At 72.8% G+C, this 14,190-nt stretch carries 12 protein-coding genes and 1 tRNA gene; 5 read left to right on the forward strand and 8 right to left on the reverse strand.

The window, feature by feature from the left end:
• The 5 genes from DKL51_RS15690 to argS form a co-directional block, all read right to left on the reverse strand.
• Positions 1–3,128: efflux RND transporter permease subunit (locus DKL51_RS15690; RefSeq protein WP_148097797.1), on the reverse strand; the 3,128-nt coding region annotated here is incomplete at its 3' end.
• A 107-nt stretch (positions 3,129–3,235) separates the two neighbouring features.
• Positions 3,236–4,285 carry a threonine synthase gene (thrC, locus tag DKL51_RS15695; protein WP_109942734.1) on the reverse strand — a complete coding sequence of 350 codons (1,050 nt, stop codon included), beginning with the start codon at positions 4,283–4,285 and terminating at the stop codon, positions 3,236–3,238.
• A gap of 123 nt (positions 4,286–4,408) precedes the next feature.
• Positions 4,409–5,722 carry a homoserine dehydrogenase gene (locus tag DKL51_RS15700; RefSeq protein WP_185734813.1) on the reverse strand — a complete coding sequence of 438 codons (1,314 nt, stop codon included), beginning with the start codon at positions 5,720–5,722 and terminating at the stop codon, positions 4,409–4,411.
• Between the two features lie 8 nt (positions 5,723–5,730).
• Complete coding sequence (lysA, locus tag DKL51_RS15705; RefSeq protein WP_109942732.1) at positions 5,731–7,113, reverse strand: diaminopimelate decarboxylase; 1,383 nt, start codon at positions 7,111–7,113, stop codon at positions 5,731–5,733.
• Positions 7,114–7,121: 8 nt separating this feature from the next.
• Positions 7,122–8,786: an arginine--tRNA ligase gene (gene argS, locus DKL51_RS15710; protein WP_109942731.1), complete on the reverse strand. Its 1,665-nt coding sequence runs from the start codon at positions 8,784–8,786 to the stop codon at positions 7,122–7,124.
• A gap of 99 nt (positions 8,787–8,885) precedes the next feature.
• Between argS and DKL51_RS15720 the strand changes: the two genes are divergently transcribed.
• From DKL51_RS15720 to DKL51_RS15735, 4 genes are all read left to right on the forward strand, one after another.
• On the forward strand, positions 8,886–9,704 hold the full coding sequence (locus DKL51_RS15720; RefSeq protein WP_109942730.1) for a thioredoxin-like domain-containing protein: 819 nt from the start codon (positions 8,886–8,888) through the stop codon (positions 9,702–9,704).
• Between the two features lie 9 nt (positions 9,705–9,713).
• On the forward strand, positions 9,714–10,382 hold the full coding sequence (locus DKL51_RS15725) for a DUF305 domain-containing protein (RefSeq protein ID WP_109942729.1): 669 nt from the start codon (positions 9,714–9,716) through the stop codon (positions 10,380–10,382).
• 179 nt (positions 10,383–10,561) lie between these two features.
• Positions 10,562–11,257, forward strand: coding sequence for a winged helix-turn-helix domain-containing protein (locus tag DKL51_RS15730; protein WP_124812198.1), 696 nt, complete (start codon positions 10,562–10,564; stop codon positions 11,255–11,257).
• Between the two features lie 154 nt (positions 11,258–11,411).
• Positions 11,412–11,486, forward strand: a tRNA-Arg gene (locus DKL51_RS15735).
• Positions 11,487–11,546: 60 nt separating this feature from the next.
• Here DKL51_RS15735 and ligD read toward each other — a convergent pair.
• From ligD to DKL51_RS15750, 3 genes are read right to left on the reverse strand one after another with little or no spacing between them, the layout of a single operon-like run.
• Positions 11,547–12,503 (reverse strand): non-homologous end-joining DNA ligase, encoded by a 957-nt coding sequence (ligD, locus tag DKL51_RS15740; RefSeq protein WP_124812197.1) that lies wholly within the window; start codon positions 12,501–12,503, stop codon positions 11,547–11,549.
• A gap of 58 nt (positions 12,504–12,561) precedes the next feature.
• Entirely contained in the window at positions 12,562–13,041 is a 480-nt protein-coding gene (locus tag DKL51_RS15745; protein ID WP_109944134.1) for a cupin domain-containing protein, read from the reverse strand.
• A complete protein-coding gene (locus DKL51_RS15750; protein WP_109944133.1) occupies positions 13,038–13,832 on the reverse strand; it encodes an isocitrate lyase/PEP mutase family protein in 795 nt (264 codons plus the stop codon). The genes DKL51_RS15745 and DKL51_RS15750 overlap by 4 nt, the downstream gene beginning before the upstream one ends.
• 48 nt (positions 13,833–13,880) lie before the next feature.
• On the opposite strand from DKL51_RS15750, the gene DKL51_RS15755 reads away from it, so the two are divergent.
• On the forward strand, positions 13,881–14,190 hold a 310-nt coding region (locus tag DKL51_RS15755; protein ID WP_221623192.1), incomplete at its 3' end, for a GntR family transcriptional regulator.

Raw genomic sequence — 14,190 nt, forward strand, 5'->3', positions numbered from 1 at the left:
GCCCCCGCCCACGGCTCGCCCGCGGCCGACTCGGCGGTCGCGGGGACACCGGCCGCCGCCGCACCACCGGTACGCCCACCCCGGCGCTGCCGCAGCGCCTCCTTGGTGCGCTCCACCATCGTGTAGAGCGTCGGCACCAGGATCAGGGTCAGCAGCGTCGAGGTGAGCAGACCACCGATCACCACCACCGCGAGCGGCTGGGAGATGAAGCCGCCCTCGCCGGTGAGGCCGAAGGCCATCGGCAGCAGCGCGAAGATGGTGGCGACCGCGGTCATCAGGATCGGCCGCAGCCGGCGACGGCCGCCCTCGACCACCGCCTCGGTCACCCCCATGCCCTGAGCCCGGTACTGGTTGATCAGGTCGAGCAGCACGATCGCGTTCGTCACCACGATGCCGACCAGCATGAGCACGCCGATCAACGCCGGGACGCCCAGCGGCGTGCCGGTGGCCAGCAGCAGCCCGATCGCGCCGGTGGCCGCGAACGGGATGGAGATCAACAGGATCAGCGCCTGGGTGAGGCTGCGGAACGTACCCACCATGATCAGGAAGACGATCGCGATGGCGGCCAGCACGGCCAGCCCCAGGTCGCCGAAGGCCTCCTTCTGATCGGCGCTGACGCCGCCGATCGTGAAGGTCGCCCCCGGTACGTCCAGCGCATCCAGCCGCTTCTGCAGCTCCTGCGTGGTGGCGCCCAGGTTGGAGCCGGTGGCCGTACCGGTGACGGTGACGCTGCGGGCGCCGTCGATCCTGGTCACCTGCTGCGGCCCCTCGACCTGGTCGACGTCGGCGATGTCGTCCAGCCGGACCCGGCCGACCGGCAGGGCGCGCAGCTCCGCCACGGTCATCGGCGGCCGGGCCCCGGTGCTCAGCACGACGTCCTGCGGGCCCCCGTCGAGGGTGACCTGCCCCAGCGGCGCACCCCGGTACGCCTGCGCGACGAACTGCCCGACCGCCGCCTCGGTCAGCCCCGCCCGAGCCGCGGCGACCCGGTCCACGGTGACCTCGACCCGGGGCACCCGCGCGGCCAGGCTGGTGGAGACGTCCTCCACGTCCGGCGTTCCGGCCATCGCGTCGCGGGCGACCTCGACTGCCCGGGTCAACACGTCCGAGTCGGCGGCCTGCACCACCACCTCGAGCTGGTTGGCGGAGGCGGCACCGCGCCCCGCGCCAAAGCTCAGCTCGCCGGCCTCGGGCCCGAGCGCGTCGAACTCGCGGCGCAGGGTCCGCTTCACGGCCGCCGCGTCGGTGTCCTCGTCGAGGCCGACCGAGAAGGTGGCCGTGTTGTTGCCGCCGCCGCCCTCCCAGGGACGGTCGCTGCCGCCCGCCGTCACCTGGTACGTCCGCACCCCCTCGGTCCGGGCCAGCACCTGCTCCACCCGGGCGGCCGCCTGGTCGGTACCGGTCAGACCGGTGCCGGGCGGCAGCTCCTGGGTGATGGTCAGGGTGTCCTGGCCGGAGTCGTCGAGGAAGTTCGTCTCCAGCTTCTGGGCGAGGCCGAAGGTGCCGAGCAGCACCAGCAGGCCCAGCCCCACGGTGACCCAGCGCGTCTTCCGGGAGCGGGTGGCGAACCCGATCGCCGGCAGGTACGCCCGCTGCAACGGGCTGCGCAGCTCCCGCACCTCGGCGGCCCGCCGGGCCGCGGCGTCGTCGGCGCCACCCCGGGGCGGCTTCAGGAACCAGTAGGCGAGCACCGGGATGACGGTCAGCGACACCAGCAGCGAGGCGAGCAGGGCGACCGTGACGGTGACCGCGAACGGCGCGAAGAGCTGCCCGACGAAGCCGCCCACCAACGCGATCGGCGCGAAGACGGCGACCGTGGTGAGCGTCGAGGCGGTCACCGCGCCGGCCACCTCGCGGACCGCGCCGAGGACGGCCTCGCGCTTCGGCTCGCCGTACTCCAGGTGCCGCTTGATGTTCTCCAGCACCACGATGGAGTCGTCGACCACCCGGCCTACGGCGATGGTCAGCGCGCCGAGGGTGAGCAGGTTGAGCGAGTAGTCGGCGACCCAGAGCGCGATCAGCGCGACCAGCACCGACAGCGGGATGGAGACCGCGGTGACCACGGTGGAGCGGACCGAGAGCAGGAAGACCAGGATCACCACGACCGCCATCAGCAGGCCGAGCAGCCCCTCGGTGGTGAGGCTCTCGATGGACCGCTCGACGAACGGGGCCTGGTCGAAGACGACGGTCAGGTCGGCGCCGGAGGCGGCCTTCAGCTCGTCGAGCCGGTCCCGGATCTCGTGCGAGATCTCCACCGCGTTGCCGTCCGGGGTCGCGGTGACCGCGATGCCGAGGCTGCGTACGCCGTTGGTCCGGGTGATCGCGGTGGCCGGCTTGAGCTGCTGCTCGACCCGCGCCACGTCGCCGAGGCGGACCGGGGCCGCCGGGGCAGTGGAGACAACGATGCCGCGCAGGTCCTCCACCCACCGGATCGGAGTGCCGACCTGGACGGGAAGCGAGCGGCTCCCGTCGGCGACCGCGCCGGCGGGCACCGCGACGCCGTTGGTCTTGAGCGCCTGGGCGATGGCGGTGGGCGCCAGCCGGGCCGCGGCCAGCTTCGCCGGGTCGGGGGTGACCACCACGACCTGTTCGGGGGTGCCGGTCACGGTGACCGTCCGGACCCCGGCCAGTCCCTCCAGCTCCGGTACGACGGTCCGGCGCAGCTTGTCGGCCAGGGCGCGCTCGTCGTCGCCGCCGCTCGCGGCGACCACCACGGCGGGCAGGTCGTCCGTGCTGCCGGCGAGGACCTGCGGGTCCACCCCCTCGGGCAGTTGCGCGTCGATCCGGTTCAGCGCGGTCTGCATCTTGTTGACCACGTCGTCCAGGTCGGTGCCGAACTCGTACTGCACCTGGACGGTGGTGGAGCCCTCTCGGGAGGTGGAGGTGACCTTCTCCAGCCCCGGAATGCCCTGGAGGCTGTTCTCGATCGGCTCGGTGACCTGGGACTCCACGATCTCCGGCGCGGCCCCCGGGTACGCCGCCACGATGAACGCGGCGGGGAACTCCAGGGACGGCAGGAGCTGCTGCTTCAACGACGGCACGGCGTACGCACCGAACGCCGTGGTCACCAGCGCGATGAGGGCGACCAGCCCTCGGTTGGCGAGGCTGAATCTGGCGAGCAGCGACATCGGCGTGGCTCACTCCTGGGGAAGGGGCTGCGGGGTGGGGAAAGTTGCCGGACAGATCTTCCCCACCCTTGCCGACTTTCGCTGCCCCGCCCCGTGTGCGGAGCGGCTCAGGCCAGGTCGAGGGAGCGGGCGGCGGCCAGCGGGTCGTTGGCGATGGTGACCGGGGCCGGGGCGGTGGAAATCGCCCACTCCGGGTCCTTGAGGCCGTGCCCGGTGACCGTGCAGACCACCCTCGACCCGGCCGGGATGCGACCGGCGGCGCCCTGCTGGAGCAGCCCGGCCACGCTCGCCGCGCTGCCCAGCTCGACGAAGACCCCGACCTCCCGCGCCAGCAGCCGGTACGCCGAGAGGATCTCCCGGTCGGTGACCGCGGCGATCAGCCCGCCGGAGGCGTCCCGGGCGTCGATCGCCTTCGTCCAGCTCGCCGGGTTGCCGATCCGGATGGCGGTGGCGATGGTCGACGGCTCGTGCACGACCTGACCGTTGACGATCGGCGCCGCGCCGGCCGCCTGGAAGCCGTACATCTTCGGGGCGCGGGTGGCGTTGCCGTCCCGCAGGTCCTCCGAGTAACCCATCCAGTAGGCCGAGATGTTGCCGGCGTTGCCGACCGGCAGGCAGTGGATGTCCGGCGCGTCGCCGAGCGCCTCGACGATCTCGAAGGCGGCCGTCTTCTGCCCGTGCAGCCGGTCGATGTTGACCGAGTTGACCAGGGCCACCGGGTAGTCCTGGGCGAGCTTGCCGGCCAGCGCCAGGCAGTCGTCGAAGTTGCCCTGCACCTGGAGCAGCTTCGCGCCGTGCACCAGCGCCTGGGCGAGCTTGCCCAGCGCGATCTTGCCCTGCGGCACCAGCACCGCGCAGGTGATGCCGGCCCGCGCCGCGTACGCCGCGGCGGAGGCGCTGGTGTTGCCGGTGGAGGCGCAGATGATCACCTTGTTGCCGCCCTCGACCGCCTTGGAGACGGCCATGGTCATGCCGCGGTCCTTGAACGAGCCGGTCGGGTTGGCCCCCTCGACCTTGAGCCAGACGTCGGCGCCGACCCGGTTGGAGAGGACCGGCGCCGGGAGCAGCGGGGTGTTCCCCTCGTGCAGGGTGACGACCGGGGTGGCGTCGGTGACCGGCAGCCGGTCCCGGTACGTCTCGATCAGACCCCGCCACATGTCGCTCTCCTCGCCTCTAGCGCCCCGCCTGGCCGCGGGCCTCTCCAGGGTGGCCCAGCCCGGTCGACGGGCGCCCGGCGCACCCGCGCCTACCCACCAGGCGAGACGTGAACCCCCGCCCGGTCACAGGCCGCCCTCGACCCGCAGCACGCTCGCCACCGAGCGGACGATGTCCAGCCCGCGCAGCTCGCCGACGGTGGCCGCGAGCGCGGCGTCCGGAGCCACGTGGGTGACGATCACCAGGTCCGCGTCGTCGCCCCGGCCGGCGGCACCGCCGCCCGCCGGGCCCTGCCGCACGGTGGCGATCGACACGTCGTGCCGGGCGAAGACGCCGGCCACCGCGGCCAGCACACCCGGCCGGTCGGTCACGTCGAGGCTGATGTGGTACCGGGTCAGCGCCTCGCCCATCGGCCGGACCGGCAGGTCCGCGTACGCGGACTCGCTGGCCGCATGCACCCCGGCGAGGCGGTTGCGGGCCACCGCCACCACGTCACCGAGGACCGCGCTGGCGGTCGGCGCGCCGCCGGCGCCCCGGCCGTAGAACATGAGCTGGCCGGCGGCCTCCGCCTCGACGAAGACCGCGTTGAACGCGTCCCCGACGCTGGCGAGCGGGTGGGTCAGCGGGATCATCGCCGGGTGCACTCGGACGCTGACCGTCTCCCGGCCGGTCGCGTCGGTGCCCCGGGCGGCGATGCAGAGCAGCTTGATCGTGCAGCCCATCGACTTGGCGCTGGCCACGTCCGCCGAGGTCACCTCGGTGATGCCCTCGCGGTGCACGTCGGCCGCGCTGACCCGGGTGTGGAACGCCAGCGAGGCGAGGATGGCGGCCTTCGCCGCCGCGTCGAAGCCCTCCACGTCGGCCGTCGGGTCCGCCTCGGCGTACCCCAGCTCGGTGGCCTCCTCGAGCGCCTCGGCGAAGCCGGCGCCGGTGGCGTCCATCGCGGAGAGGATGAAGTTGGTGGTGCCGTTGACGATGCCGGTGACCCGGTTGATCCGGTCCCCGTGCAGCGACTCGCGCAGCGGCCGCAGCAGCGGGATCGCCCCGGCGACGCTGGCCTCGTAGTAGAGGTCCGCACCGCCCTCGGCGGCCGCGTCGTGCAGCGTCGCGCCGTCCTCGGCGAGCAGCGCCTTGTTGGCGGTGACCACGCTCTTGCCCGCGCGCAGCGCCTCGACCAGCCAACCGCGGGCCGGCTCGATGCCGCCGACGACCTCCACCACGACATCCACGTCGTCCCGCTTGATGAGGCCGAGCGCGTCGGTGGTGAAGAGGCCGGGGTCGACCGGCAGGTCGCCGCGGTCCCGGCCGAGCCGGCGGACGGCGATGCCCGCGATCTCCAGCGGGGCGCCGATGCGGGCGGCGAGGTCGGCCGACTGCTCGTGCAGCAGCCGAACCACGTCGCTGCCGACCGTGCCACAGCCGAGCAGCGCCAAGCGCACAGGTGAGGTCATCCGACATCCAATGCGAGCAGGTCTTCTTCGGTTTCCCGTCGAACGATCAGACGGGCCCGACCGTCGCGGACGGCGACGACCGGCGGGCGCGGCACATGGTTGTAGTTGCTGGCCATGCTCCGGCAGTACGCCCCGGTACCGGGCACCGCGACAAGATCTCCGGGCTGCACGTCGGCGGGCAGGAATTCATCCTTCACCACGATGTCCCCGGACTCACAATGCTTTCCCACCACGCGGGCGAGCAGCGGATCCGCCGTCGACGCCCGGTTGGCCAGCGTCGCCGAGTACGACGCGTCGTACAGGGCGGTGCGGATGTTGTCGCTCATCCCGCCGTCGACGCTCACGTACGTCCGCAGGCCGTCCACGTCCTTGACCGTGCCGACCTCATACAGGGTCAAGACGGCGGCCCCGACGATGGCCCGGCCCGGCTCGATGGAGAGCTGCGGTACGGCCAGCTTCTCCGCCGCGCACTCGCCGTCGACGATCTTGCGCAGCCGCTTGGCCAGCTCGTGCGGGGCCGCCGGGTCGTCCTGGGTGGTGTACGCGATGCCGAAGCCGCCGCCCAGGTCCAGCTCGGGCAGCTCGACCCCGCGCGCGTCGCGGATCTGCGCCTGCAGGCCGAGCACCCGGCGGGCGGAGACCTCGAAGCCGTTGGCGTCGAAGATCTGCGAGCCGATGTGCGAGTGCAGCCCGCGCAGCTCCAGCACGCCCTCGTCGAGGATCTTGAGGGCGGCCGCGGCGGCCGCCCCACCGGCGAGGGAGAAGCCGAACTTCTGGTCCTCGTGCGCGGTGGCGATGAACTCGTGGGTGTGCGCCTCGACGCCGACGGTGACCCGGACCAGAACCTTGGGGCGTACCCCGCGCTCCCGGGCGATCGCGGTCAGCCGGTCGATCTCGGCGAACGAGTCGACGATGATCCGGCCGACCCCGGCGTCCACCGCCCGGGTGAGCTCGGCCACGGACTTGTTGTTGCCGTGGAACCCGATCCGCTCCGCCGGCATCCCCGCCGACAACGCGGTGGCCAGCTCACCGCCGGTGCAGACGTCGAGGAAGAGCCCCTCCTCGGCGATCATCCGGACCACCGCCCGGCAAAGGAACGCCTTGCCGGCGTAGTAGACGTCGGCGTCCGGGAAGGCGGCCCGGAAGTCCCGGCAGCGCGACCGCAGGTCGTCCTCGTCGAGGACGTACACCGGGGTGCCGAACTCGGCGGTGATCTCCCGGACGCTCAACCCGGCGACGGCGAGTGCGCCGTCGGCGGCCCGGGTCACGTTCCGCGGCCAGAGCTGCGGCACCAGGTCGTTGACGTCGCCCGGCGGACGCAGCCAGGGCGGCCGGCTGCCGATGTCGCCGTGCAGGGCACCGGCCTCGTGCGCGCGCATGGGGTGGGTTACATCCTCTCGGGAGCGGAGACGCCGAGCAGGTGCAGGCCGTTGGCGATGACCACCCGGGTGGCGTCGTTGAGCCAGAGCCGCGCCCGGTGCAGGTCGGTGGTCTCCTCGTCGCCGCGGGGCAGGATCCGGCAGTTGTCGTAGAACCGGTGGTACGCCCCGGCCAGCTTCTCAAGGTAGCGCGCGACCAGGTGCGGACCCCGCAGCTCTGCGGCGGACGCCACTACGGCGGGGAACTCGGCGAGCGCCTTGAGCAGCTCGTTCTCCTTCTCGTGGGAGAGCAGCTCGGCGTGGAAGTCGGCGGCGTCGCCGCGGGTCAGCGCGACCTCGGCGGCGTTGCGCCCCACGCTGGCGGTACGCGCCGCGACGTACTGGACGTAGTAGACCGGGTTGTCGCGGGTGGCCCGGGTCCAGAGCTCCACGTCGATGTCGATCGGCGAGTCGCTGGAGTAGCGGGCCAGCGCGTACCGGGCGGCGTCCACGCCGATCGCGTCGACCAGGTCCTCCAGGGTGACCACGGTGCCGGCCCGCTTGCTCATCCGCACCGGGGCGCCCTCGCGGACCAGGTTCACCAGCTGGCCGATGAGGATCTCCAGGTTGCGGTCCGGGTCGTCGCCGAAGCAGGCGGCCATCGCCTTCATCCGGCCGATGTAACCGTGGTGGTCGGCGCCCAGCATGATCACCACGCGCTCGAAGCCGCGCTCGCGCTTGTCGAGGTAGTAGGCACAGTCGGCGGCGAAGTACGTCCACTCGCCGTTGGACTTGCGCAGCACCCGGTCCTTGTCGTCGCCGAAGTCGGTGGTGCGCAGCCAGGTGGCGCCCTCGGACTCGAAGATGTGGCCCTGCTCGCGCAGCCGGTTGAGGGCGAGGTCCAGCTCACCCCGGTCGTGCAGGTCCTTCTCGTTGAAGTAGGTGTCGAACTCGACGCCGAAGTCCCGCAGCGACGACCGGATCTCGTCGAACATCAGCGCCACGCCCTCGACCCGGAACACCTCCTGCGCCGCGGCGTCGTCCAGCTCCAGCACGTCGGGCCGGCGGTTGCGCACCTCGGTGGCGATCTCCGCGATGTACGCGCCGCCGTAGCCGTCCTCGGGGGCCGGCTCACCCTTCGACGCGGCGAGCAGGGACCGGGCGAACCGGTCGATCTGGGAGCCCGCGTCGTTGAAGTAGTACTCGGTGCCGACCTGTGCCCCGGTGGCCCGGAGCAGCCGGCTGAGCGCGTCGCCGACGGCCGCCCAGCGGACCCCTCCGATGTGCACCGGGCCGGTCGGGTTCGCCGAGACGAACTCCAGGTTGATCTTCTGGCCGGCGAGCTGGTCGCTGCGGCCGTACTCCGGCCCGGCCTCGACGATCACCTTGGCGAGCTGCCCGGCGGCAGCCGCGTCGAGCCGGATGTTGAGGAAGCCCGGGCCGGCGATCTCCACCGACTTGATCCCCGGCGCCCGGCCGAGCTGCTCGGCCAGGGCGGCGGCCAGCTCCCGCGGCGGTACGCCCACCTTCTTGCTGAGCTGCAGCGCCAGCGTCGAGGCGTAGTCGCCGTGCTCGGGATTGCGGGGTCGCTCGACGGCGGTCTGCGCGGGCAGCGCGGAGCGATCCAGCCCCCGGTCTGCGAAGACGGCATGGGCTGCGGAGAGGACGACCTCGGCGAGTTCTGCGGGAGTCACCGATCCATGTTATCGGGGGTAGACTCGGGCACCGCGGCGGCGACCCAGCATGTGAACCGGCCCGCCAGCCTCCCTGACCGACCGACCTGACGAGGCACGATGAGCATCAGCACCCCGGGCGGCCCGGAGCGCCGTCCGACCGTGGTCAGCACCGGCAAGAAGCCGGCTGCCGGCCGGCCGGCCGCTGCCGACAAGACGGCCGGCGGGAAGGCCGGGGCCGGCAAGGGCACGCCTCGGCAGACCGGCGGCGGCAAGGGCCGCAAGCCGGTCGCGCCGGTCAAGGTGAGCCAGGGCCGCTCCTGGGGCCCGATCGCCCTCTTCGTCGCCGTCGGCGTTCTGGCCGCCGCGATCATCGGCTGGGGTGCCTGGGCGGTGTACCAGGGCTCCCAGCCGTGGCAGAAGCGGGCCGACGCGATCAAGGGCATCGTGGACTACCGCGAGAAGGACAAGCAGCTCGTCCAGGGCGGCCAGCACCAGCAGGGCTCGATCAAGTACACGATCACCCCGCCGGTCGGCGGCCCGCACAACCCGGCCTGGCAGAACTGCATGGGCGACGTCTACGACGCCCCGATCGCGAACGAACACGCGGTGCACAGCCTGGAGCACGGCACGGTGTGGATCACCTACCGCCCCGACCTGCCCGCCGACCAGGTGGCCAAGCTCAAGGCCAAGGTCCAGGGCAAGGAGAAGCTGATGCTCAGCCCGTACGAGGGGCTGGACAAGCCGATCTCGCTGCAGGCCTGGGGCTTCCAGCTCAAGGTCGACAACGCCGACGACTCGCGGATCGACGAGTTCATCAAGACCCTGCGGGTCAACGCCTCCGTCGAGGGCCCGAACGCCAACTGCGCCCAGGGCGTGACCGCGACCGGCACCACGCCGCGTGACATGGGCAACCAGATGGACCAGCCCACTCAGTAAGGACGCCCGATGACTGCTCCCGCGACGACGGACAGCGCGCTCGACGAGAGCCCGGCCACCGACGACGGTGGCCGGGGGTCGGCGCGCCGGTTCGGCACGCTGGCGCTGGCCGCCGCCATCGTGGTCGGCCTCCTCCTCGGGTACGCGGGCGGCCTGCTGACCCCGACGTTCACCCGGCCGGGGAACAACTCCGCCGAGGCGGGCTTCGCCCGGGACATGACCAGCCACCACGCGCAGGCGGTCGAGATGGGGCTGATCGCCTTCCAGCGCGGCGAGGACTCCGAGGTGCGCCAGATCGGTGGGGACATCGCCACCGGCCAGCAGGGTGAGATCGGCACCATGCAGACCTGGCTGCGCTCGTGGGGGTTGGACCCGACGGGTGACCAGCCGCCGATGGCGTGGATGCCGGACGGCGCCGGGCAGGTGCACGACGGCCTGATGCCGGGCATGGCCACCCCGGAGGAGATGGAGAAGCTGCGCGCGGCGAAGGGGCACGAGCTCGACGTGCTCTTCCTGCAGCTGATGATCCGCCACCACCTCGGCGGGATCCACATGATCCAGGGGATCCTCGACGAGGGGCACGACGACGACGTGCTGGCGGTCGCGCAGACCATGAAGAACACCCAGCAGACGGATCTGACCAACCTGCAGGCCGCGCTGAAGCGGCTGGGCGGCTGACCGCCCCCTTTCACCAGCAGAGGCCCGCGTCGTCATGGCGCGGGCCTCTCTTCATCCCGACACCCTTTGTCCGTTATGCGCGTTAAACGCATATCACGCCGTCCGACCCATAGCGTCGCTTGAAGACTTTTCTCCCCACATATCGTGACCAGATGCGATTCGGCCTCGTTGCCCAGGACGTGGGGGTTGCACTCAGAGACGCAGGGCGTTCGGTCACGAGCTGGTGCCGGCGCCACACCATCGGTGGTGACGGAGCGGTGGCAGCCGTCCGTCGCGGAGTGCGGCAGGGCGAGTCGGGAACGCTCAGCCGCGAACAGGAACTCGAACTGATCGACGTGCTGCGGGGCGTCCACCCCGACGAGTTGGGCCTGGACGAGGAGCTCTGGACGCGACAGAGCCTGACCACCCTCATCGAGCGCCGGTTCGACCTGGCGATGGACCCCGGCACGGTCGGGGCGTACCTGCGGGCCTGGGGGTTGGGTCCGCGGGAGCCCCGAGAGCGGGCCTGCGGCCTCTGCGTCGGCGCGGTCGAGCGCTGGGTGCGCAGCGTGTACCCGGCCATCACCCGGGCCGCCCAGGAGCACCTCGCGGAGGTCTACTGGATCGGCCGGGTACGTCTGCGGGGCACCATGCCGGCGGCGGACGTGATCTCCGCGGTCTCCTCCCGGGGCCGGGTGCGGTTCATGATCACCACGCCGTCGGTCGACCCGCCGCTCCCCCGCGACTTCGTGCTGCGGCTCAGCGGCGCGGAAGAGCGCACCGTGCACCTGATCGTCGACGGCTCGTGGCCCCGCAACGAGTGGCCCCGCCGCCTCCCCGCCCGGATCGTCCTGCACCCCCTGCCCAGCTGCGGCCGCGCGGTGGCCGCCGCCTGACCGACACCCTCCCCCGTGATCATGGAGTTGGCGGCGACGTGGATCTTCCCCGCTGCCGCCAAGTCCATGATCACCGCGTCTGAGGGTGGCGCGGCGCGCTGGATACCGATTCGGCGATCGGGGGACGGGTTTGCTACTCTTCTCGGGTCGCTGAGCCCCCGTAGCTCAGGGGATAGAGCACCGCCCTCCGGAGGCGGGGGCGCAGGTTCGAATCCTGCCGGGGGCACCAGACGAAGAGAGCCCGGGCCACAGGCCCGGGCTTTTTCGTGTCCGCCAACGGGTGATCGGGTCAGCCGGCCTCGCGGCGGGCCCGCGCCCGCCGCTTGCCCTCGTGCATCGCCTGCACCCGGGCCACCGGGATGGCCCGCCCCTCGGCCACCAGGTCCGCCGGCAGGAGCTGCGGCGCGGGCAGCGCCTCGGCCCACGGGTCCCGCCCGGCGACCAGCGCGGGCACGGTCCGCACGGTGAAGTCGGCCGGCTTCACCGCGTCCAGGTCGTCCCAGCCGACCGGGTACGACACCGGCGTCCCCGGTCGCACCCGCGGGCTGTACGTGGCCACCACCGTCGCCCCGTACGCCCGGGTCGAGTCGACGAAGACCCGACCGCCCCGGTCCTCCTTGATGAACGCGGTGGTGGCGAGCGCCGGGTCGAGTCGTTCCGCCCGGGCGGCGAGAGCGCGGGTGGCGGCGGCCATCTCCTCGGCGGTGGCCGCCGGGTCGACCGGCACCACCACGTGCACGCCCTTGGCGCCGCTGGTCTTCACCGCCCCGGCCAGCCCGGTGTCGGCGAGCGCCTGCCGGACCAGCAGCGCGGCCCGGACCGCCATCCCGAACGAGTCACCCTCCGGCGGGTCGAGGTCGAGCACCAGGTGGGTGGGATGATCGGGGCGGTCCGCGGTGCTCAGGGTCGGGTGATACTCCACCGCCCGCTGGTTGGCGAACCAGAGCAGGGTCCGGCGGTCGTCGCAGAGGGCGTACGAGATCCGCCGGTGTGACGCCTCCGCCCAGACCGACGTCCGGCGCACCCAGTCCGGGGTGTACTTCGGCAGGTTCTTCTGCATGAACGGGTCCTGGCCGCGCAGCACCCGGATCACCGAGAGCGGCCGACCCCGCAGCTGCGGCAGGATCGGGTCCCGCACCGCGTCCAGATAGTCGACCAGGTCCCGCTTGGTGGCGTCGGCCCCGTCGAAGAGGGGTTGGTCCAGGTTGGTCAGTGACACGCCGTCCCGGGTCTCGTCAGCGCCCATCCGTTCACCCTTCCGGCCCGGCCCGGCCGGGGCAACCCGACACGGCGGCGGGGCGAGGTCAGACCCAGAACGTGTCGTGCCGCAGGAAGAACTCGGTCCGCTCCTCCTCGCTCTTTCCGGCCAGGTCGAGCAGCCCCTCGAAGTAGCCCTCCCGGGGTGCGCCGGGGGCGAAGTGCAGCAGCATCGAGGCCGGCTCGCCGGACTCGTTGCGGAACGCGTGGACGCCACCCTCCGGGACGTGCACGAAGTCGCCGGGCACCGTGTCGATCCACCGCCGGCCGTCGTAGATCCGCACGGTGCCGGCGAGGATGAAGAAGGACTCCGAGATGGACCGGTGGAAGTGCGGCTCGGGACCGCTCGGCCGCGGCCCCATGTCCCAGCGGTAGAGGCCGAACTGCCCCTTGGTCGACGCGCCGGTGGCCAGGTAGTGGGCCGTACCGCCGGTGGGATAGACCAGCTCCGGTGGATGGTCCACGGGCCGGTAGGTGGCGGTCGCCTCGCCCCCGTCCCCGGAATAGCGCGGCGGTGGGTAGGTCACCGTGCCTCCTCTCCCGTCCGGAACACCTCATCGCCGGCTCGGATCGCGGCGAGCATCTCGACGGTACGAGCACGGGCGGCCGCGTACACGCCCGAACCGAAGCTGATCCGGGCGACGCCGAGCGCGGCGAGCGCGGCGAGGGACGGCGTACCGGGCCGGGCCAGCACGTTGACCGGGACGTCCAGCTCGGCGACCAGCGCGCGGATCGCCGCGGGCTCGGCCAGCACGATGGGGTAGACGCAGTCGGCGCCGGCGGCGCGGTAGCGCCGGGCCCGGCGTACCGCCTCGGCGAGGCACCCGTCGGGCGGGCCGGCGGCGCGCAGGAAGACGTCCACCCGGGCGTTGAGCACCAGGTCCACCCCGGCCTCCCGGGCTGCCGCCCGGATTCCGGCGAGCAGGTCGGCCTGCTCCTCGGGGTCGTACAGCTCGTGGGTACGCGGGTCGGAGTCCTCGATGTTGCAGCCGACCGCCCCGGTCGCCAGCAGCCGCTCGACCAGCTCGGCCGGGCGCAGCCCGTACCCCCGTTCCAGGTCGGCGGTGACCGGGACGTCGACCGCGGCGGCGATCCGCGCCACCGCGTCGAGCATCTCGCCGACCGGGGTGGCCTCGCCGTCGGCGTGGCCGAGCGCCTCGGCGACGGCGCCGCTGCTGGTGGCGACGGCGAGGAAGCCGGCGGTCACGACGGCCCGGGCGGACCCGGCGTCCCAGGCGTTGGGCAGGATCAGCGGGTCGCCGGGCCGGTGCAGCGCCCGCAGCGCGGCGGCCCGGTTGGCGGGAGTCAGCGCGGTCATGCAGGGGATTTTCGCCCGCCGGGGTGGCCCACTCTAAGCTCCAATTCCATGCCGATGGACTGGGCCGATTTCGGCGTCGACCTCCACCTGGAGCTGGACGCGAGCGACGGCCGGCGGGCCGGACTGGAACGAGCCGTGCGGGAGGCCATCCGCGACGGCCGGCTGCCGCCGTCGACCCGGCTGCCCGCCACCCGCACACTCGCCGCCGAGCTGGGCCTCTCCCGGGGGACGGTCAGCGCCGCCTACGACCAGCTCGTCGCCGAGGGCTGGCTGGTCGCCCGGGTCGGTGCCGGTACCGAGGTCAGTCCGCACCGCCGGGCCGCCCCACCGCCCGCCGCGTCGCCGCCCGGTCCCACCC

The organism is Micromonospora globispora (genome assembly GCF_003857015.1).
Classification (GTDB): domain Bacteria; phylum Actinomycetota; class Actinomycetes; order Mycobacteriales; family Micromonosporaceae; genus Micromonospora; species Micromonospora globispora.

Excerpts from the sequence above, each read along its gene's own strand:
- DKL51_RS15750 (WP_109944133.1), bottom strand. The coding sequence starts at position 13,832 with ATGACCGCGCTGACTCCCGCCAACCGGGCCGCCGCGCTGCGGGCGCTG.
- lysA (WP_109942732.1), bottom strand. The coding sequence starts at position 7,113 with ATGCGCGCGCACGAGGCCGGTGCCCTGCACGGCGACATCGGCAGCCGG.
- ligD (WP_124812197.1), bottom strand. The coding sequence starts at position 12,503 with ATGGGCGCTGACGAGACCCGGGACGGCGTGTCACTGACCAACCTGGAC.
- DKL51_RS15720 (WP_109942730.1), top strand. The coding sequence starts at position 8,886 with ATGAGCATCAGCACCCCGGGCGGCCCGGAGCGCCGTCCGACCGTGGTC.
- thrC (WP_109942734.1), bottom strand. The coding sequence starts at position 4,285 with ATGTGGCGGGGTCTGATCGAGACGTACCGGGACCGGCTGCCGGTCACC.
- DKL51_RS15725 (WP_109942729.1), top strand. The coding sequence starts at position 9,714 with ATGACTGCTCCCGCGACGACGGACAGCGCGCTCGACGAGAGCCCGGCC.